General features: G+C 62.7%; 17 protein-coding genes. 7 read left to right on the forward strand and 10 right to left on the reverse strand.

The features are described 5' to 3' along the window. Nucleotides 1-23 precede the first annotated feature (23 nt). The 8 genes from DPM35_RS21280 to DPM35_RS21315 form a co-directional block, all read right to left on the reverse strand. Entirely contained in the window at nt 24-1,091 is a 1,068-nt protein-coding gene (locus DPM35_RS21280; protein ID WP_112129223.1) for a BMP family ABC transporter substrate-binding protein, read from the reverse strand. Between the two features lie 51 nt (nt 1,092-1,142). Beyond that, complete coding sequence (locus DPM35_RS21285) at nt 1,143-2,063, reverse strand: ABC transporter permease (RefSeq protein WP_112129224.1); 921 nt, start codon at nt 2,061-2,063, stop codon at nt 1,143-1,145. Continuing rightward, the gene (locus DPM35_RS21290; protein ID WP_112129225.1) at nt 2,063-3,193 is read right to left on the reverse strand and encodes an ABC transporter permease; all 1,131 of its coding nucleotides are present in this window, start codon (nt 3,191-3,193) and stop codon (nt 2,063-2,065) included. The genes DPM35_RS21285 and DPM35_RS21290 overlap by 1 nt, the downstream gene beginning before the upstream one ends. Next, nucleotides 3,190-4,767: an ABC transporter ATP-binding protein gene (locus tag DPM35_RS21295; RefSeq protein WP_181592092.1), complete on the reverse strand. Its 1,578-nt coding sequence runs from the start codon at nt 4,765-4,767 to the stop codon at nt 3,190-3,192. Before DPM35_RS21295 ends, DPM35_RS21290 begins: the two co-directional genes overlap by 4 nt. A 214-nt stretch (nt 4,768-4,981) precedes the next feature. Continuing rightward, nucleotides 4,982-5,959 (reverse strand): quinone oxidoreductase family protein, encoded by a 978-nt coding sequence (locus DPM35_RS21300; RefSeq protein ID WP_112129226.1) that lies wholly within the window; start codon nt 5,957-5,959, stop codon nt 4,982-4,984. Between the two features lie 130 nt (nt 5,960-6,089). After that, the gene (gene pcsA, locus DPM35_RS21305; protein ID WP_245431610.1) at nt 6,090-6,857 is read right to left on the reverse strand and encodes a phosphatidylcholine synthase; all 768 of its coding nucleotides are present in this window, start codon (nt 6,855-6,857) and stop codon (nt 6,090-6,092) included. A gap of 47 nt (nt 6,858-6,904) precedes the next feature. Beyond that, on the reverse strand, nt 6,905-7,519 hold the full coding sequence (locus DPM35_RS21310; protein WP_040982853.1) for a DUF1326 domain-containing protein: 615 nt from the start codon (nt 7,517-7,519) through the stop codon (nt 6,905-6,907). A 12-nt stretch (nt 7,520-7,531) separates the two neighbouring features. Continuing rightward, a complete protein-coding gene (locus DPM35_RS21315; protein ID WP_112129228.1) occupies nt 7,532-8,422 on the reverse strand; it encodes a DUF2182 domain-containing protein in 891 nt (296 codons plus the stop codon). Between the two features lie 102 nt (nt 8,423-8,524). Here DPM35_RS21315 and DPM35_RS21320 point away from each other — a divergent pair, with 102 nt between their 5' ends. Together DPM35_RS21320 and hspQ are read left to right on the forward strand one after the other, a co-directional pair. Next, complete coding sequence (locus DPM35_RS21320) at nt 8,525-9,736, forward strand: UbiH/UbiF family hydroxylase (protein ID WP_112129436.1); 1,212 nt, start codon at nt 8,525-8,527, stop codon at nt 9,734-9,736. 223 nt (nt 9,737-9,959) lie between these two features. Next, nucleotides 9,960-10,283, forward strand: coding sequence for a heat shock protein HspQ (hspQ, locus tag DPM35_RS21325; protein ID WP_181592093.1), 324 nt, complete (start codon nt 9,960-9,962; stop codon nt 10,281-10,283). Between the two features lie 66 nt (nt 10,284-10,349). Here hspQ and DPM35_RS21330 read toward each other — a convergent pair whose 3' ends face one another. Beyond that, nucleotides 10,350-10,970 (reverse strand): invasion associated locus B family protein, encoded by a 621-nt coding sequence (locus DPM35_RS21330; RefSeq protein ID WP_095765425.1) that lies wholly within the window; start codon nt 10,968-10,970, stop codon nt 10,350-10,352. 296 nt (nt 10,971-11,266) lie between these two features. On the opposite strand from DPM35_RS21330, the gene DPM35_RS21335 reads away from it, so the two are divergent. Continuing rightward, entirely contained in the window at nt 11,267-13,087 is a 1,821-nt protein-coding gene (locus DPM35_RS21335; protein WP_112129230.1) for an extracellular solute-binding protein, read from the forward strand. 40 nt (nt 13,088-13,127) lie between these two features. After that, nucleotides 13,128-13,808 carry a DsbA family oxidoreductase gene (locus tag DPM35_RS21340; protein WP_112129231.1) on the forward strand — a complete coding sequence of 227 codons (681 nt, stop codon included), beginning with the start codon at nt 13,128-13,130 and terminating at the stop codon, nt 13,806-13,808. A gap of 37 nt (nt 13,809-13,845) precedes the next feature. Here DPM35_RS21340 and DPM35_RS21345 read toward each other — a convergent pair whose 3' ends face one another. After that, nucleotides 13,846-14,280: a hypothetical protein gene (locus tag DPM35_RS21345; RefSeq protein ID WP_112129232.1), complete on the reverse strand. Its 435-nt coding sequence runs from the start codon at nt 14,278-14,280 to the stop codon at nt 13,846-13,848. A gap of 255 nt (nt 14,281-14,535) precedes the next feature. Here DPM35_RS21345 and DPM35_RS21350 point away from each other — a divergent pair, with 255 nt between their 5' ends. The 3 genes from DPM35_RS21350 (at nt 14,536) to mgtE (ending at nt 18,932) form a co-directional block, all read left to right on the forward strand. Then, nucleotides 14,536-14,937, forward strand: a complete 402-nt coding sequence (locus DPM35_RS21350) for a DUF6252 domain-containing protein (protein WP_146767976.1) — start codon at nt 14,536-14,538, stop codon at nt 14,935-14,937. A gap of 357 nt (nt 14,938-15,294) precedes the next feature. Next, complete coding sequence (locus tag DPM35_RS21355; protein ID WP_181592094.1) at nt 15,295-17,187, forward strand: ABC transporter ATP-binding protein/permease; 1,893 nt, start codon at nt 15,295-15,297, stop codon at nt 17,185-17,187. A gap of 380 nt (nt 17,188-17,567) precedes the next feature. Beyond that, on the forward strand, nt 17,568-18,932 hold the full coding sequence (mgtE, locus tag DPM35_RS21360; RefSeq protein WP_112129234.1) for a magnesium transporter: 1,365 nt from the start codon (nt 17,568-17,570) through the stop codon (nt 18,930-18,932). The last annotated feature ends 39 nt before the right edge of the window (nt 18,933-18,971 follow it).

Genomic DNA, 18,971 nt, shown 5'->3' on the forward strand with positions numbered 1-18,971 from the left:
TTTCTGGCTTTACGGCTTGCCGCTTATTGCGGCAGCTTGTCGTCGACGCCCTTAACGTAGAAATTCATGCCGAGCAGCGTGCCGTCGTCGGCGACCTCGCCGTCTTTCAGCCACGGCGAGCCGTCCTGCTTGGAGACCGGTCCGGTGAAGGGGTTCCAGCCGCCGGCGATCTTCTTGGTGGTCGCCTCTGCCATCGCCTTGACGTCGTCGGGCATGTTGGTGAAGGGCGCGAGCTTGACGGCGCCGTCCTTGATGCCGAGCCACACATTGTCGGGTTTCCAGGTGCCGTCGAGCGCGGCCTGGACGCGGCTGATATAGTAGGGACCCCACTCGTCGGTGAGCGCGGTCAGCTGCGCGTTCGGCGCGAACTTGATCATGTCGGACGACTGGCCGAAGCCGTGCAGCTTGCGCTCCTCGGCGACCTGCAGGGCCGCAGTGGAATCGGTATGCTGGACGATTATGTCGGCGCCCTGGTCGAACAGCGCCTTGGCCGCGTCGGCTTCCTTGCCCGGATCGAACCAGGAGTTCACCCACACGATCTTGATCTTGAAGTCGGGATTGACCGACTGCGCGCCGAGCATGAAGGAGTTGATGCCCATCACCACTTCGGGGATCGGGAAGGAGACGATGTAGCCGGCGAGCCCCTTCTTCGATTCCTTGGCCGCGATCTGGCCGAGCACATAGCGGCCTTCATAGAAGCGCGCGTTGTAGATGCCGAGATTGGCGCCGGTCTTGTAGCCGGTGGCATGCTCGAACATCACCTTCGGGAATTTCTTGGCGACCTTCACCTCGGCGTCCATGAAGCCGAACGATGTGCCGAATATGATCTTGCACTTCTCGCGCGCCAGGCGCTCGAAGGCGCGGTCGGCGTCGGGGCCTTCCGAGACGTTTTCGAGATAGGCGGTTTCGACCTTGTCGCCGAGCGCCTTCTCCACTTCCAGGCGGCCCTGGTCGTGCTGATAGGAATAGCCGAAATCGCCGATCGGGCCCGTATAGACCCAGCAGGCCTTCAGCTTGTCGGCCGCCTCGGCGGTTGCCGCGACCGACAGGGCCGCGGCAGTTGTCATCAACGCAATAAGCAGTTTTTTCATAGTGTTACCTCTCTGAGTTAAGCCTTGGAGCTTCCCGTCTTTTTGTTGTCGTCAACGATCCGGAACGAATGGCTGCCCCAACGAAGCCGGCGTGTTCATCATCGTCAGCCGCTTGTTGCGCGAGATTAGAACGAGAACCACGATGGTTGCCAGATAGGGCAGCGAAGAAAGAAACTGCGACGGCACCGGAATGCCAAAAGCCTGTGCATGAAGCTGGCCGATCCACACCGCGCCGAAGATGTAGGCGCCGGCCAGCACCCGCCACGGGCGCCAGGAAGCGAACACCACCAGCGCCAGAGCGATCCAGCCGCGCCCCGCGCTCATGTTCTCGACCCATTGCGGGGTATAGACCAGCGACAGGTGCCCGCCGGCAAGGCCGGCGCAGGCGCCGCCGAAGATCACGGCCAGATAACGGTAGCGGATGACCTTGATGCCGAGTGCATGCGCCGACGTATGGCTGTCGCCGATCGAGCGAAGCGTAAGACCGGTGCGCGTCCTGAACAGGAACCACATGACCGCCGCGGTCAGCGCGATGGAGATGTAGAAGACCGGATCCTGGCCGAAGATCAGCCTGCCGACGACCGGAATTGAGCTCAGTCCAGGGATGTCCAGGTTGGGCAGCCTGACGCCCGGCTGGCCGACGAAGCTGGTGCCGATCATGCCGGAGAGGCCGAGGCCGAGCAGTGTCAGCGACAGGCCGGTCGCCACCTGGTTGGTCGCGAGCGACAGGGTCATCACGGCGAAGAGCAGCGAGAAGAGCGCGCCGACGATGATCGCGGCGAGCAGTCCGATCCAAGGCGATCCCGTGAGATAGCCGGCGCCGAAGCCGCCGACGGCCCCCATGATCATCATGCCCTCGACGCCGAGATTGAGCACGCCCGACCGCTCGACCACCAGTTCGCCGATCGCCGCGATCAGCAGCGGCGTCGCGGCGGTCGCGATGGTCAAAAGGATGTTGACGGTGATGTCCATCAGCGGGCCTCCTCGAGCTTGGGCGCCGCTTCGAGTTGCGCCGTGCCATTCGCCTTCGTCAGCGCCATGCCGATCAGGCGGATGCGGTAGTGGATGAGCGTGTCGCAGCCGAGCACGAAGAACAGCAGCATGCCCTGGAAGACCCGCGCCACCTTGTCGGAGATGCCGAGCGCGCTCTGCACCGCCTCGCCGCCGAGATAGGTCAGCGCCAGCACCAGGCCCGCGGCCACGATGCCGAGCGGATTGAGCCTGCCGAGGAAGGCGACGATGATGGCGGTGAAGCCGTAGCCGGGCGAGATCACCGGCTGCAATTGTCCGATGGCGCCGGAGACTTCCGAGATTCCGGCAAGGCCGGCCAGCGCCCCGGACAGAAGGAAGGTGAAGAACACCATCCGGTTGAAGCCGAAGCCCGCAAAGCGCCCTGCCCTTGGGCTGGAGCCCAGCACGCGCACCTCGAAACCTTTCAGCATGCGGCTCATCATCAGCCAGATCGCCACCGCGGCGACCAGCGCGAAGAGGATGCCCCAATTGGCGCGGCCGGCATCGGGCATCAGTTCGGGCAGCACGGCGGAATCGCCGAACTGGATGGTCTGCGGGAAGCCATGGCCTTGCGGATCGCGCCATGGGCCGCGCACCAGCCAGTCGAGGAAAAGCTGCGCGACATAGACCAGCATCAGGCTGGTCAGGATCTCATTGGTGCTGAAGCGCGTCTTCAAAAACGCCGGGATCGATGCGTAAAAGGCGCCGCCGACCATGCCCAGCAGGAGCATCAGGGGGATCACCAACGGGCCTTCGAATTGCGGGAACAGCACCGGGATGATCGAGCCGAAGATCGCGCCAAAGATGAACTGGCCTTCGGCGCCGATGTTCCAGATGTTGGCCTTGTAGCAGACCGACAGGCCGACAGCGATCAGGATGAGGGGCGCCGCCTTGATGGCCAGCTCGTGCAATTGCCAGACTTCGCTGATCGGCTGGATGAAATAGATGTTGAATGCATCCAGCGGATTGACGCCGAGCAATGCGAACATGATGCCGCCGGCGATCATCGTCAGCGCGAAGGCAATGAAAGGCGACAGCACCGAAAACAGCGCCGAGCGCTGCGGACGTTTGACCAGTTCGATGCGCATCATGCCATCTCCAGGCTGTGTTCGGCGTGGCCGGGCTCGGCGCCACCCATCAGGAGGCCGATCTTCTCGAAAGTCGCCTCGGCGATCGGCAGCGGCGCCGACAATTCCCCGTTGTGCATGACCGCGATCGCATCCGACAGCTCGAACAATTCGTCGAGGTCCTGGCTGATGACCAGGACGGCGGAGCCGCTGCGGGCAAGCTCGATCAGGGCCTGGCGAATGCGAGCGGCCGCGCCTGCGTCCACGCCCCAGGTCGGCTGGTTGACGATCATGACGCTCGGCTTGCGGTCGAGTTCGCGACCGACGATGAATTTCTGCAGATTGCCGCCCGAGAGCGCGGCCGCCTCCGGATCGGGCGCGCTCTTGCGCACGTCCATGGCGGTGATGATACGCTGGGCGGCGCTATAGACGGCGCTGTTCTTGACCATGCCGGCTGAGCCGACGAAAGCCTTGCCGTCGGTGGCGTGACGCGAAAGCAGCAGGTTCTCCGAAAGCTTCATGCGCGGGGCGGCGCCGTGTCCCAGGCGCTCTTCCGGCACGAAGGCGGCGCCCATCAGTCGCCGGCCGGTGATGGAGAGTGCGCCGGCATCCTTGCCGCGGATGCGCACCGAACCCGCGTCCTGCTGCAGCACTTCGCCGGAGACGGATTCGAAGAACTCGCCCTGGCCGTTGCCGGCAACGCCGGCGATGCCGATGACTTCACCGGCGCGCACGGTGAGATTGATGTTCTTCAGCGGGATGGCGAAGGGCGTCGCCGGCTTGCGCGTCAGCCCCCGGATTTCCAGCAACGCCGGCGCGGTCTCGATGCCTTCGGCCGGCGCGCGCTCCACGGCCTTCACCTCGCTGCCGACCATCATGCGGGCAAGCGATGCGGCGGTCTCCTCCCGCGGGTTGCAGTGGCCGACCACCTTGCCGTGACGCAGCACGGTAGCGCTGTCGCAGATGCGTTTGACCTCTTCCAGCCGGTGCGAAATATAGAGGATCGATTTGCCTTCCGAGCGCAGCCGCTCCAGCGTTTCGAACAGTTTGTCGGCCTCCTGCGGCGTCAGCACCGAGGTCGGCTCGTCGAGGATGATGAGCTGCGGCGTCTGCAAGAGGCAGCGGATGATCTCGATGCGCTGGCGCTCGCCGACGGAGAGGTCGCCGACCAGGGAGTCCGGATCGAGCGGCAGCCCATAGCTGAAGGAGAGCGCCCTCGCCTTCGCCGCGATGGTGCTGATCGGCGAACCGTCATTGAGCGAAAGCGCGATGTTCTCGGCCGCCGTCAGCGCCTCGAACAGCGAGAAATGCTGGAACACCATGCCGATGCCGAGCTTCTTCGCCACGCCCGGGCTGGTGATCCTGACTGCCTTGCCGTCCCAGAAGATCTCGCCCGAGTTCGGCTCCAGCGAGCCGAACAGCATCTTGACCAGCGTCGACTTGCCGGCTCCGTTCTCGCCGAGCAGCGCGTGGATTTCGCCCTTTGCGATGTTGAGATCGATGTGATCGCACGCCGTCAGCGTGCCAAAAATCTTGGTAAGGCCACGAACCTCAAGCAGGTTCGACCTGTCATGATTTGCACTCACAGTGCCTCCCATCCAGTTTCCCGGATATGTTCTGTGTTCCCGAAAGCATGGTATGCGCGGCCGGCTCCCATCGGAAAGCAGCACCCAACTTGAAAGAGCTTCAAGAATTTCAGCGGAAACTCAAGGGCTAAGATAGACCTCTTGAGAACAACGGCAAATCCGCAGCGCTTTCCAGCCTCGCCATGCCTCCGGACATGGCAAGCCGCTGAAAAACAAGGCAGTTGGCTTAAGGAATGAGGACGGTCGTTCCCGTCGTCTTGCGGGCTTCAAGATCAGCTTGCGCCTTTCCTGCGTCCTTCAGCGCGTAGCGCTGATTGATCTTGATCTCGACGGCGCCGCTTTTGACCACATCGAAAAGCGCTTCGGCCGACTTCACCAGATCCTCGCGCCTGGCGTTGTAGACGAAGAGCGTCGGCCGGGTGGCATAGAGCGAGCCCTTCTGCGCCAGCAGCGACATCGAGAAAGGCGGGATCGGCCCGGATGACTGGCCGAAGCTGACGAACATGCCGAGCGGACGCAGGCAATCGAGCGATGCCGGAAACGTATCGGCGCCGACGGAATCGTAGACGACGTCGCATTTCTTCCCGCCGGTGAGCGCCGCGACGCCGGCGACGAAATCCTGCTCCTTGTAGTTGATGACATGATCGAAGCCATGCGCCCGCGCGAGCTCGATCTTGTCGGCGGAACTCGCGGTGCCGATCACGGTCGCGCCGAGATGCTTCGCCCATTGGCCGAGGATCAGGCCGACGCCTCCCGCAGCCGCGTGGTAGAGGATCGTGTCGCCAGCCTTGACCGGGAAGGTACGGCGCAAGAGATATTCCGCCGTCATGCCCTTCAGCATCATCGCCGCCGCCTGCTCGTCGCTGATGCCGTCCGGCACCTTGACCACGCGGTCGGCAGCGATCACCCGCTGCTCGGCATAAGCGCCGACATTGACCGCATAGGCGATACGGTCGCCGGGCTTCAGCCAGTCGACGCCGGCGCCGGGCGCCAGCACGACGCCCGCCGCCTCGCCGCCCGGGATCAGCGGGAAGCCGCCAGGTGGCGGATAAAGCCCCGAGCGGTGATAGACGTCGATGAAGTTGAGGCCGATCGCCGTGTGCCGGATCAGGATCTGGCCTTCTCCCGGCTGGCCGGGTTCGGCATCTTCATAAGCCAGGACTTCGGGGCCGCCATGGGCGTGGATGCGGATTGCCTTGGACATCGCTCAACTCTCTGAAGGATACGTAGACTGGAGCATGACCCCGAAAGGGAGAGCCGATGTTCGAAAGATCATGCGCCGATAGATAGCTAGGTCAGGATGACCATTCGACCAAAAATATCCTGATCCAGGATCAGGGTTTTCTGCCGCCCAGATTGGGAAACATCTGCATGATGCCCCCGATGCAGGCGAGATAGAGGCCGGTGATCGTGATGCCGATTTTGGTGAAGTCGCTGACCTGCTCGCTAAGCACGCCGATCTTGTCATAGAAGGCGGCAAGCGCAGCCTGCGCCAGCGCCAGCGCGCCGAAGGCGCACCACAAAAGCGTCATGCCGAGATTGAGCGGCCTCAGGCGCACGACGCGCACCGGATGAATGAAATTGATCGGCAGGAAGGTCAAAATGCCGGCAACCACCACCACGGCGAACGACACCCATTGCCCTGGCTCGATGACGAACAGCGTGAACACCACCATGTTCCAGACGACCGGGAAACCTTTGAAGAAGTTCTCCTTCGTCTTCATGCCAGTGTCGGCGTAGTAGATCGCGCTGGAAACGACGATGATTGCCGCCGACAGGAAAGAGAGATTCTCGCCCATGAAGCCGCGCTGATAGAGCGCAAAGGCCGGGATGAGCACGTAGGTGACGTAGTCGATGATGTTGTCGAGGAGTTCTCCCGACCAAGTCGGCAGGATCTCCTTGACCTCGAGCTTGCGGGCGATCGGCCCGTCGATGCCGTCGACGAACAGCGCCAGCCCCAGCCACCAGAACATTGCCGTCCAGCGTTGCTCGCTGGCAGCCACCAACGACAGGAAGGCAAGGAACGATCCCGACGCGGTCAGCAGATGAACGGAGAACGCGCGCGCCTGCGGCCACGTCACCTTCTTCTTCGGCAACGGTATCCGCTGCGCGATCTTCTTCGCGGCTTTCCTGGCCGTTGTGTTCTTGCTCACGGTCCCCGCCAGTCCAGCTTGCAGATTTCGGCCGAGCGGCCGGCAAAATTCCAGTTGCGGCCGAAGGCGCGCATCTTGCTCTTGTCGGACTTCGCCACGATGATTTCCGGCGCGATCCAATATTCGGAATTGGTGATCACCGTATCCTTTTCACGGTCCTTGCCCGGGATCGGCGTCACCGCACCGTCGATGATCTTCGGTATCTGGAACACGCGCGTCCGGTCACGCGTCTCATAGGTGATCGGCACCTGCTCGACGCCGAGGAATTTCCCGACAAGGATCGACAGCAGCGACGTGGTGCCGCCGGCCTTGCCGGTGAAGATCTTGGTCAGCGCCTTGACCGCATACACCGACGCCCGTTTGTCGATGAACAGGCCGGCGGTCCAGTTGCCGCGGCTCATATAGCCGGGAATTTCCATGATCAGGCCGAGGTTGAGACCCGAAAGGTCGACTTCGCCGAAATGGCCGGCATCGATGCGGAAACCCGCCCAGGTCTGGCAGTAGCCTTCCGTCGGCGGGTGGCTGCCGAGCGACAGCACACAGGGGCAGAAAACCGTGCAATTGCAGGAGAGTACCAGCTCCCCTTTCATCGCCCAGCTTTGGTCGGTCATCGAATTCTCCCCTTACGCCGAAACTAATAGCAGGGCTACCGCCCACACAAGCAGTATCGTACCGGCAACCCGGCTGGCCACCCTGCCGGCGGTCTGTTTTTCGATCAGGGTGAACAGGCCGATCAGCGCCATCCAGAAGACGTTCATCGCGCCGACGGCGAACATCACCAGCATCAGCGCCCAGCAGCAGCCAAGGCACCAGACGCCCTGCTCCAATCCCAGGTGGAAGATGCGGCCCGGTTTCGCGCTCCAATTGGCGAACAGGATCGAGAAGGGGTTGCGGCATTTTTCAAGGCACGCCTGTTTGAGACCGCTGAATTGATAGAGGCCGGCGATGAGCAGCGAGGCGGCGCCGGCAATACCGACGGCAGGGTCGAGCATTCGGCCGGAACCGGCAAAAGCGTAGACCGCGAGCGTCAGCGCGGCGAAAGCCACCGATGCGCCAAGCCATGTGGTGAGGTACCCGGTGACGAGCACCAGCGGATGAACAACCGGCTCGCCCTTGATCCTCGCCGTGTCTGCGATTTCGCAATAGGTGCGGATCAGCGGCGCGGCGGAAGGCAGCATCGTGGCCACCGCCATCAGGAACCACATCAGCACAAGCGCCGGCGCCTGCAGGCCGGCAGGGCCGGCAAGCGGCACGGGCGCAAGGCAGAGAGCGAAGAACCGGTCGAGAACATCCGGCAAAGGCAGGCTCGGGAGATTTTTGAGCAGCATATCGCCGGGCCTGCCGCCAAGGCTGCTTTCGGCGCCGCGAATCGCCATTGCGCCAAGAAGCAACCATGCAAGGGCGATGGCGACGCCCACCGCGAGCGTGACCGCAAAGCGCGGACTGCGCGCCACGCCGGCCGTCGCGCGGCCCGCGCGGTCGAGATGGTTGAAATCCTGCCGCTCCCCGCTCATGGCAACCGAATGGGCTGAATCGCCGCGTTGATCAAGCCGGCTGATCTGACCTATATCCTGGATAAAGGCCCGACGGGGCGCCTTCCAACGTGGAAGCATGACGTGGATCACAACGACAAAGCCCGCATCCTGATTGCCGGCAGCGGTCCGGCCGGCCTGATTGCGGCGCTCGGCTTCGCCCAGGCTGGCTTCGAGGTGACGCTGGTCGGTCCCGGGGCCAACACCACCGATGGCCGCACCACGGCCCTCATGAACCCGGCCCTGAAGGTTCTTGAACGGCTGGGCGTCCTGGCCGAACTCAAGCCGCAGGCCGCGGCTCTCAAGGTGATGCGCATCGTCGATGCCACAAGGCGGCTGATCCGCAGCCCGACCGTGACCTTCCGCGCCAGCGAGATCGGCGAGGAACAGTTCGGCCTTAATCTGCCGAACAAGGCCCTTATTCCGATCCTCGCCAAGGCGGCTTCAGCGCATGACGGCATTCATTGGCTGAAATCCACTGTCGAATCCTGGAGCCTCGACGCCGACCATGCCCATGCAACGCTGGCCGACGGCAGCGGGGTGTCGGCATCCCTGGCGGTCGCCGCCGACGGGCGCTTGTCTCCAGCGCGGGAAGCCGCCGGCATTCGCGCTTTCGCGCGGCCTTATCCGCAATCGGCGCTTGTCCTCAATTTCGGCCACCGCAGCGACCACGGCTTCGTTTCGACCGAGTTCCATACCGAAACGGGGCCGTTCACCCAGGTGCCACTGCCCGGCAGGCGCTCGAGCCTTGTCTGGGTCGTGAAGCCGGAGACGGCGCAAGAGCTTGCCGCGCTCGATGATGCAACCCTATCGGAGCGTATCGAGCAGCAGATGCAATCGATGCTCGGCCGGATCTCGGTCGAGCCGGGTCGCCAGATCTATCCTTTGTCGGCGGCTTCGCCCGCCCGGTTCGCGCAAAATCGCGTCGCGCTCGTCGGCGAGGCGGCGCATGTGTTTCCGCCAATCGGCGCCCAAGGGCTCAACCTCGGCATCAGGGACATCGACGATCTGATTGGAATCGCCAGCGAAAATCGCGACGATCCGGGGTCGAGCAGGAGTCTTGCCGCCTATGACACCAGGCGCCGGCCCGACATATGGGCGCGCAGCGGCGCGGTGAATCTGCTCAACATGTCGCTGCTGTCCGACATGCTGCCCGCACAGCTGGCGCGCAGCGCCGGCCTCAATGCGCTGGGCAGCTTCGCGCCGCTGCGGGCTTTCTTCATGCGCGAGGGATTGCGGCCGGGCAGCGGCTTTCGCGCTATTGCCGGCGGCCTGCGCAAACCGGCCGGGCATTAGAAGCCGCTTGCCGCGTTTTCGACGCCGCCCGCGAAACCTTACGCGCAGCCCGTCCGTGGCTTGCAGCACGGACCACGGCTATTGAATTGCGGCCGCGCCTGCGCCAAATAGGCCCAAGCCGAAAGTCGGGGTCGATTTTTGGCTGCGTGACGTGTAAATTCAAAGTCTTAGGCGCCCTGTGCGCGGCCACGAAAGGCGCCTCGGAACCTGAGTGGTGAATGCGATGAAAACGGCCAAATTCTCGATCGGGCAAGTGGTTCGCCACAGGCTGTTTCCGTTTCGCGGCGTGATCTTCGACGTCGACCCCGAATTCGCCAACACCGAGGAATGGTACGAAGCCATTCCCGCCGATGTGCGGCCGCGCAAGGACCAGCCTTTCTACCATCTTCTGGCGGAAAATTCGGAGACCGAATACATCGCCTATGTTTCCGAGCAGAACCTGCTCGAGGACCGGTCGGGCGAGCCGGTACGGCATCCGCAGATCGGCGAGATGTTCGACAAGCTGCCGGACGGCCGCTACGAGCCGAAACGTCATTCGAAGCATTGAATGCAGGTAACAAAAAAGCGGGGCAAATGCCCCGCTTTTTTGTGTCCGAGAAACGCGCTTCCGCGATCAGTTCGCAGTCTTGGCCTTGTCCTGCTCGTCCTTGAGCTTCTTGGCGAAGTCCTGGTTGTTCTTGGCGACGAAGTCCTGCAGCTTCTTCTGCCGGTCCTCGATGTCCGACTGCTGCAGCGGCGGGCCGTCATAGGCGCCGCTGAAGCCGGTGAGCGCGATCTTGATCGGGTTCGGCTGGTTCTGGAAGTTGATCGACGTCAGCGTGATCCCCTGCCCCTTCTTGAAGGAAGCGACGAGCTGGTCGCTCAGCGGCACTTCCGCCACGCAGCGATCCGGGAAGCAGATCACATAGTCGAGCTTCTGCGCCTTGCCGGCATCGATCTGGAGCGCGATGCCGGGAGGCACGAGGCGGCCGGTCGGAACCGTGACCTGGAAGACCTTGCGGTTCACCTTGCCCTTGAGCTCGATCAGGCTGACGCCGGTGACGAGTTGGCCGTTGCCGGCGGTGACGATATTCTGCACGTTGCAGATGTCGACGTCTTCCTGCTTGGTGCAGGCCTTGAACCAACCCTGCGGGATCTGCGGCTGCTGCTGAGCCGAGGCGGTGAAAAGCCCGGCGCCCAGAACGCCGACCACGCCTGCGGCCAGCACCGAAAGGCGGTACGCGTTGATCGTCATATGGTGCACTTTCCTCTCAAATGATCCCGGGGACCGGCTTCTTCGTGCCGTGTGGTCCAGCTACCTGTTGCCCAAATGAGGCAACAGGATGACTTCGGAGCGCGTGTTACACTGCCAGCGACGTCGAATCCAGCCCGGTTTCCGCGTTTTCTTGGTGGTTTCGTGTCCCCAGGAGCGGGCATCGATCGGCGATGGGGCGGCAGAACCCGATTCCCGTTGGCGCGCCGATTCAATCAGGTGGCGAAATGCACTAGGGTGCATGGCGAATCACAAAGCTGCCCGGCAAGGAGACGGTCATGGACCGCGTTCTCGTCCAACTGATCGCCGCGACCTCGTTTCTGGCTCTTTCGCTCCTTCCGGCGCAGTCGGAGCCGAAGCACGGCATAGCCATGCAGGGCGAGCCGGCGCTGCCGCCCGGCTACCAGCATTTCGACTACGTCAACCCGGACGCGCCGAAAGGCGGTACCGTCACCTATTGCGTCGTCGGCTCCTTCGACAACCTCAACCCCTTTATCCTGAAAAGCCTGCGCACCACCGCGCGCGGTATGATCGATACGGTCTACGGCAATCTCGTCTTCGAGCCGCTGATGCAGCGCAACTATGACGAGCCTTTCAGCCTCTACGGCCTGCTTGCCGACAGCGCCGACATGGATGCGGATCGCAAGTCGATCGAGTTCCATCTCAATCCCAATGCAAAATGGTCGGACGGCCAGCCGGTGACGCCGGAGGACGTGCTGTTCACCTACGACGTTTTCAAGGACAAGGGCCGCCCGCCCTACAGCGATCGCATGAGCATGATCGCCAAGCTGGAGAAGACCGGCGAGCACAGCGTGAAATTCACCTTCAACGACAAGGCCAATCGCGAATTCCCCCTCATCGTTGCGCTGACGCCCATCGTTCCCAAGCACGCCTTCGACAAGGAGACGTTCGACAAGACCACGCTGAAGCCGCTGGTCGGCAGCGGCCCCTATACCGTGGACAAGGTGCTGCCGGGGCAGCGCATCGTCTTCAAGCGCAATCCGGATTATTGGGGCAAGGACGTCCCGTCCAAGCGCGGCTTCGACAATTTCGACCAGGTCACCATCGAGTATTTTCTCAACGCCAATGCCAAGACGGAGGCGTTCAAGAAAGGCATCTGCGCCCTCGATGATGAGACGGATCCGGTCAAGCGCGAGCGCGACATCGACTTTCCGGCATTCCGAAGGGGCGATGTGAAGGAGGAATATTTCAACACCGGCATTCCCCCGGTGGTGACCGGCTTCCTGTTCAACACCCGGCTGCCGAAATTCGCCAATCCGGTCGTGCGGCGCGCGCTCGGCATGCTCTACGACTTCGAATGGGCGAACAAGAACCTGTTCGGCGGCAAGTTCAACCGCACCATGAGCTATTGGCAGAACTCCGAGCTGTCCGCGCTCGGTCACCCGGCCGACGATCGCGAAAAGGCGCTGCTTGCGCCCTACCCCGGCCGCGTGCCGCCGGATGTGATGGACGGCACCTGGCGCCCGCCAGTGACGGACGGTTCGGGCCAGGATCGCAAGGTGCTCAAGGCGGCCTTCGAATTGCTGAAAGGCGCCGGCTTCCGCGTCCAGGACGGCAGGATGCTCGACCCACAGGGAAACCCTTTTGGCTTCGAGATCCTGACCTCGTCGCAGGACGAAGAGCGGCTGGCAGCCATCTACCAGCGCACGCTGGAGAAGATCGGCATCAACGTCGGCATCCGCACCCTCGACGGCGACCAGATCCAGTCGCGCAAGCAGCGTTACGACTTCGAGGTGCTGATCGGCACCAGCGGTTTCAGCAACTCCCTGTCGCCCGGCAGCGAGCAGCTCGGCCGCTGGGGATCGGTCGCCGCGAAGACCGAAGGGTCGTTCAACCTCGCCGGCGTCGCCGATCCGGCGATCGACGCCGCGATCGACGCGATGCTGAACGCTCGTACCAAGGAAGACTATGTCGCGGCGGTGCGCGTGCTCGACCGGCTGCTGATCTCAGGCAACTACATCGTGCCGATGCAATACAACACGCAGCAATGGCTCGCTTACTGGAGCTATCTGGAACATCCGCAAAAGACCCCCATATTCGGCTATCAGCTGCCGACCTGGTGGCGAAAGCCCAACTGATGCAAGCCCAGCCCCAATCGAGACCAAACAGGAGACGAGCATGAGCGCCGAGAACTCCATCACTGTCGATGTTGTGTCCGATGTCGTCTGCCCGTGGTGCTTCATCGGCCAGAAGCGCCTGGATAAGGCCATTGCCACGGCTGACGTCGACGTGCATGTCCGCTGGCGGCCGTTCCAGCTCGATCCGACAATCCCGCCTGGAGGCATGGATCGCCGCCAATACATGCTCGGCAAGTTCGGCAGCGAGGAACGCATTCAACAGATCCACGCGCGCATCGAACCGCTCGGCGAGGCGGAGGGAATCCACTTCGCATTCGGCGCTATCAAGGTCGCCGCCAACACGCTGGACGCTCATCGCGTCATCCGCTGGGCGGGCGCCGCGGGCGAAGATGTGCAAAACCGGCTGGTGCGCCGCCTCTTCCAGCTGAATTTTGAGGAAGGCGTCAACATCGGCGACCATGCCGTGCTGGTGAAGGCTGCCGGAGAGGCCGGCATGGATGCGTCGGTGGTCGAGACGCTGCTGCCGACCGATGCCGACGTCGAGGCCGTCCGCAACGAGATCGCCACCGCTTCGCGCATGGGCATCACCGGCGTGCCCTGCTTCCTGCTCGAAGGCAAATATGCGGTGATGGGCGCGCAGGATGCCGCTACGCTTGCCGACGCCATCCGCCAGGTCGCCCAGGCCAAGGCGCGCGGCGAGCTGGAAACCGCCGCTGGCTGAGCGTTCCTTGTGCGCGGTTCCGCTTGGAACTACGCCCCTACTTCGCGGACACCTTGGCCTTGCTCAGGAAGAATCCGTGGCCATTGCTGCCCGTGCAGCTCAGTCCCTTCGTCGACGACTGGCAGGAAAACGGCCCCTTGCTCCAGCTGTTGCCGTAGCCGAGCTTGGTCACGTCGCTGCAACAACCCTGCTCGCCGGGATTCTTGATCAGCGTCGCCGGCCCCTTCGGTCCCAAAATCACCGTGACGTAGCTCGGCTCGACGCGCGAGCAGGAAAGCTCCGGCCCGCCATCCTGCGGCTGATAAGTGCTGGTGCCGCCCTTCGGCGTGTAGATGCAGCCGATATTGCCGGATGGCGTGTTGAACTCGACCTGGCCCTCGGAGCTGGCCGGAATGCTCTGGCTGGCGGCGTGCGCCGCCGACACACAGGTGAAAATGCTGAGCAGCGCGACAGCAACTCTCCGTGCAGTCATGTCATCCCCCCTTCGACATAAACCATCGCCGGGCAGGTTCGACCCGGGAGGGCGCCGTTGTCAAATCCTGTCCCGCCGCCGAACACGATCTGGTGAATCGCCTTGTACGCCGCCCTGAGCTAGAATCGCCAAGGATTCAGCTGATTTGAGGGGTACTGCATGGCGGTCGGGCGTCGCGCATTGTTGCTGTTGTGCATGCCTCTCGCCCTCGGGCTTCCGCTGACATTGCAGCGCGTGTCCGCCGAGGAAGCCGTCATGTCGGCGACTTTCGAAGGCAAGCCCTGGACGGCGTCCTTCACCTTGGCCCAGACGATGCAGATGGGCGGCAAGCCGATGCTGAACTTGTCGGGAACAGAACAGGGGTCGCCTACCATGACCTTCAATTCGATGATGGTGCTGAAGGATCCGAACGACCTTGCCGGCAGCTACGAGCTCAAGACCGGGTCGGCCGCGAACAGCGCCAACTTCAATATCCTGGATTCCGGCGCCATGGTCGGCCATGTCCGTTTTGCCACGGGCGAGATTGTGATCGACAAGTACGACGCCGCCAGCAAGACCATTTCCGGTCATTTCAGCGCCTCCGGAAAAGACGAATCGGGCAAGCTCGAAGAGCTCACCGACGGTAAATTTTCGGGCATTCCGGTCACCACGCAGTAGCCATTTCGGCTGATCGGCACCCTTTTTTCGTTCACAAACCCGTGTTTTTTGCTTCCCTAAGGGAAGCTTTCCGCCTGCTGGCTCAATTGCCCTTAACGCACTGGAATAAAAGCCGAAATCGCCGCGATGAATGATCTCCCGGTATTGGCTTTCTGTTGCCCTCGCGCCACGGCGGGTAACCCTGTTCACATTCCCCGCCAGAAAATTAATGGAAAATGATCAATTGGTGTTACCCTGTGTAACAAAACTAAGAAAGGTTTGGGCGGGATCGTGACTGGGGTCGGTAGACCGCAACGTACAGTACCGGAGCAAACATCCAGCGAGGCAAAGACCTCGCCCCTGACGCCGGTATCGTCGATGCGTACATTCTGGGGGCTGATGCGAGCCTACTGGTTCTCCGACCGGTGGAAGGAAGCCTGGACACTCACCCTCGTCATCGCGGCCCTCACAACACTGCTCAGCAAGACCGGCGTTTGGCTGGCCCTGATGCTGGGTGAGTTGACCAATTCGGTCAATTTCTACCATGACGCCGCCAACACCGCGCCGCTCAGGACGCTGCTGACCAATGCGGGGCTGGTCATAGTGCTCTTCGTACTCAAGGATGCCGGCATCGCGGGGGCGAGAAGTCTGGTGTCGGCGACCTTGCACCGCAAATGGCGCGGCTGGTTGAACAGCCAGTTCAACGAAGCGCTGCTCGATGGCAATCACACGCACTTCCACGCGCAGCACGGCTCGCCGAGCACCGGTACCGCAGCACCGGACAATATCGACCAGCGTATCCAGGAATCGATGAAGGCCATGACCGGCGGCGCGATCGGCCTTGCAATGGGCGTGCTCGGTGTCGCCACGTCGCTTTATTTTATCGGCGAGAATCTTATCCAAAGTTCGGTAGAGGTCACCGGACTGGAGTTCCTGGGTGGCTACGGCACAGCCGTTCTTTCGCTCTTGGCTATCGCCACCTACGTGCCGATCAACACTTGGATTGCCGTAAAGCTCGGAAAGGCGCTGGAGAGATTGAATGTGCGGCTGCAACAGGCCGAGGGCAGCTATCGCGGTGAATTGACCACCTTTCTGCGCCGCAGTTTCCATGTCGCGGCTTCGCGCGGAGAAGATGTGCAGAAGACCATGCACAACCGGCTCTACAGCGACATCGATCGGACCTGGGCGCGGTTCAATATCGTCACCGTCTGTTACGCTTCCTTCGAGGCGATCCACAATTTCATGGGCTTTCGCATCATCGCCTATGCGCCGGGTCTGGTCTCCTTCATTCACAACAAGCTCGACCTGAAGGGCTATGTGACGGGCGCCGAGATGCTCAATCAATTGATTGGCCAGTGCTCCTGGCTCATTCGTGTGATGCCGGACATCGCCACCTTGCGGGCCAACGCTCAGCGCGTGACCGAGCTGGCCAATGCCATCGAGAGCGTGCAGCAGCCGCAGGAATTCTACCAGCAGACCGGCCGCTCCGACTTCAGCTACGCAACCCAGAATCCGGTGTTCGGTCTTACCATCCAGAAGCTGGAACTCGCCCATCAGGGCGAGGACGCCACACCTTTCCTCAGCGCCGCGAACCTCCGTTTCCGCCGCGGCGAATGGACCTTCCTCAAGGGCGAGTCCGGCTGCGGCAAGACTTCGCTCATCAAGGCGATCAATGGCCTGTGGCCTTATGGCCGCGGCACCATCGTCTTCCCGGAAGGCGTGACGAATTTCTACGCTGCCCAGGAGGTCAAGCTGCAGCAGGTGTCGCTGAGGCAACTCGTCTGCCTGCCGGGTTCAGAGAACGACCATAGCGAAACGCAGGTGGCGGCGGCTTTGCACAAGGCCGGTCTCGGCGACTTCATCGAACACCTGGCCGACGAGAGCCGCGAAGGCAAGATCTGGGACCAGGTGCTTTCGGGTGGCCAGAAGCAGAAGCTCGTGGTCGCGCGCATCATCCTGCAGCAGCCCGGACTTCTCTTCCTCGATGAGGCGACCGGCGCGCTCGACCCCGAAGGCAAGATAGCCTTCCACCAGGCGATCAAGGACAATTGTCCGAACGTCACTGTCATCAGCGTCATGCACGAGGCAGTGCCGCCGCGCTCGCTTGCCGGCGAGGAATTCTACCACAGCGTGGTCGCGATCGCCGATGGCGTCGCCACCAAGAAGCTGCTTGCTCCCAGCCTGCCGCGCGAGCTCACCACCATCCTCACCCAGCCGCCGCGGCCGACCGAGGACAAGTGGCTGCGCTTCCGCCGGCTGAAGCAGAAATAGCAGTTATACCAAGCCCTTGACCGGTGGCCGTGGCCCGATTCGGGCCTCCTTCGATCACAGTCTCGCGATCCGGCGTCCCCGCCTCCATTTTCGGCGCCCCTTGCGATTGACTCGGCAAAAACCACACCTATGTTGCGCCCGCTCGCTGATTTCCAACTACAGCGCCACGCGTCCTTCGGACGCGTAAAGGACGCTGTAGAAACTTAGAATTGCGCATGATCTTTTCCGAAAATCGAAGTCGATTTTCGGGGTCATGCGCTACCCCGCGAGCAGAAAGGTCAATCCGCCATGCCTGGCGACAGTCACAGTCGAACGCAACCGCCGTCCGCCTTGACGTGACCTGATGGCTCACGTCTTGCCGGACGGCAAGGAGTGAGCCCATGAACGAATTCGCACCCGTACTGGACGACGAAGCCGTCGCCATCGCCCGTGTTCTTGCCAACGATCACGTCGCCGACGTCGTCGAAGCCCTCAATCGCGAACCCCGTGAGACGGCCATCGAGCTGCTCTGCGCGGTTCCGTTCGAGCGGCTGGTCGAGATTTTCGATCAGCCGGAACTCGAAAGCGCTCCGGAACTCGCGGAAGCCCTGCCACGCGCCAAGGCGAGCAAGCTTTTGACCGCCATGTCGGTCGACCGCGCGGCCGACATCCTGCGCGAGCTGGACGAGCCGGCCCGCTCGGAGCTACTCGGCGCGCTTGCGCCGCCGTTGCGCGCGACGCTGCTGTCCATCCTCGGTTATCCGGAAGGCAGCGCCGCCTCGATCATGACGACGGAATTCGTCAGCGTGCCTTCGGATTGGACCGTCGGCCGCACGCTCGACTATATCCGCAAGGTCGAGCGCACGCGCGAAACCATCTACGCCATCTACATCGTCGATCCGGAGACGCAGTTGCTGCTGCGTTCGACCGGCTTGCGCCGGTTGATCACGGGCAACCCGGAGGATTCGATCCTGTCGGTGGCGCCTGCTCGTATGCCGGTGACGGTGACACCGCTCACCGATCGCGAGAACCTGGCGCAGACCATCTCCAAATACGACCTGCTCGCGTTGCCGGTGGTGGACCACGGCAGGATCCTCGGCATCGTCACCGTCGACGACATCATCGACACGATGATCGAGGAAACGACCGAGGACGTGCATCGTTTCGGCGGCATGGAGGCGTTGGACGAGCCCTATATGAAAATGGGCTTCCTCGCCATGATCCAGAAACGCGCCGGCTGGCTCTGCGCGCTATTCCTCAGCGAGATGCTGACGGCCAACGCCATGCAGAGCTATGAGGGCGAGTTGGAGAAGGCGATCGTGCTGACGCTGTTCATCCCTCTGATCATGAGCTCCGGCGGCAATTCCGGCTCGCAGGCAACCTCGCTGGTCATCCGCGCGCTTGCGCTGCGCGAGATCGGCCTGCGCGACTGGTGGCGGGTGGCGCTGCGCGAGCTGCCGACCGGGGTGGTGCTCGGTTCGATCCTTGGGGTTGTCGGCATCTGCCGCATCGCGCTCTGGCAGTATTTCGGCTTCTACGACTACGGTCCGCACTGGATGCAGATCGCGGCGACGGTTGGCGCGGCGCTGATCGGCATCGTCACCTTTGGCTCGCTGTCGGGATCGATGCTGCCCTTCGCGCTGAAGCGGATCGGCTTCGACCCGGCGAGCGCGTCTGCGCCGTTCGTCGCCACGCTGGTCGATGTCACCGGGCTGGTGATCTACTTCTCGGTGGCGCTAGTGATCCTGCGCGGCACGCTGCTTTAGACCATGCTGGCAGCCGCTGGCATCGCCGGCGGCTGTCGC

This window comes from Mesorhizobium atlanticum, from assembly GCF_003289965.1.
GTDB classification, from domain to species: Bacteria; Pseudomonadota; Alphaproteobacteria; order Rhizobiales; family Rhizobiaceae; genus Mesorhizobium; species Mesorhizobium atlanticum.

What these genes read in the sequence shown, in the direction of transcription:
- DPM35_RS21280 (WP_112129223.1), bottom strand. Translation starts at nt 1,091, where the DNA reads ATGAAAAAACTGCTTATTGCGTTGATGACAACTGCCGCGGCCCTGTCG.
- DPM35_RS21285 (WP_112129224.1), bottom strand. Translation starts at nt 2,063, where the DNA reads ATGGACATCACCGTCAACATCCTTTTGACCATCGCGACCGCCGCGACG.
- DPM35_RS21290 (WP_112129225.1), bottom strand. Translation starts at nt 3,193, where the DNA reads ATGATGCGCATCGAACTGGTCAAACGTCCGCAGCGCTCGGCGCTGTTT.
- DPM35_RS21295 (WP_181592092.1), bottom strand. Translation starts at nt 4,767, where the DNA reads ATGGGAGGCACTGTGAGTGCAAATCATGACAGGTCGAACCTGCTTGAG.
- DPM35_RS21300 (WP_112129226.1), bottom strand. Translation starts at nt 5,959, where the DNA reads ATGTCCAAGGCAATCCGCATCCACGCCCATGGCGGCCCCGAAGTCCTG.
- DPM35_RS21310 (WP_040982853.1), bottom strand. Translation starts at nt 7,519, where the DNA reads ATGACCGACCAAAGCTGGGCGATGAAAGGGGAGCTGGTACTCTCCTGC.
- DPM35_RS21315 (WP_112129228.1), bottom strand. Translation starts at nt 8,422, where the DNA reads ATGAGCGGGGAGCGGCAGGATTTCAACCATCTCGACCGCGCGGGCCGC.
- hspQ (WP_181592093.1), top strand. Translation starts at nt 9,960, where the DNA reads ATGAAAACGGCCAAATTCTCGATCGGGCAAGTGGTTCGCCACAGGCTG.
- DPM35_RS21330 (WP_095765425.1), bottom strand. Translation starts at nt 10,970, where the DNA reads ATGACGATCAACGCGTACCGCCTTTCGGTGCTGGCCGCAGGCGTGGTC.
- DPM35_RS21335 (WP_112129230.1), top strand. Translation starts at nt 11,267, where the DNA reads ATGGACCGCGTTCTCGTCCAACTGATCGCCGCGACCTCGTTTCTGGCT.
- DPM35_RS21340 (WP_112129231.1), top strand. Translation starts at nt 13,128, where the DNA reads ATGAGCGCCGAGAACTCCATCACTGTCGATGTTGTGTCCGATGTCGTC.
- DPM35_RS21345 (WP_112129232.1), bottom strand. Translation starts at nt 14,280, where the DNA reads ATGACTGCACGGAGAGTTGCTGTCGCGCTGCTCAGCATTTTCACCTGT.
- DPM35_RS21350 (WP_146767976.1), top strand. Translation starts at nt 14,536, where the DNA reads ATGTCGGCGACTTTCGAAGGCAAGCCCTGGACGGCGTCCTTCACCTTG.
- DPM35_RS21355 (WP_181592094.1), top strand. Translation starts at nt 15,295, where the DNA reads ATGCGTACATTCTGGGGGCTGATGCGAGCCTACTGGTTCTCCGACCGG.
- mgtE (WP_112129234.1), top strand. Translation starts at nt 17,568, where the DNA reads ATGAACGAATTCGCACCCGTACTGGACGACGAAGCCGTCGCCATCGCC.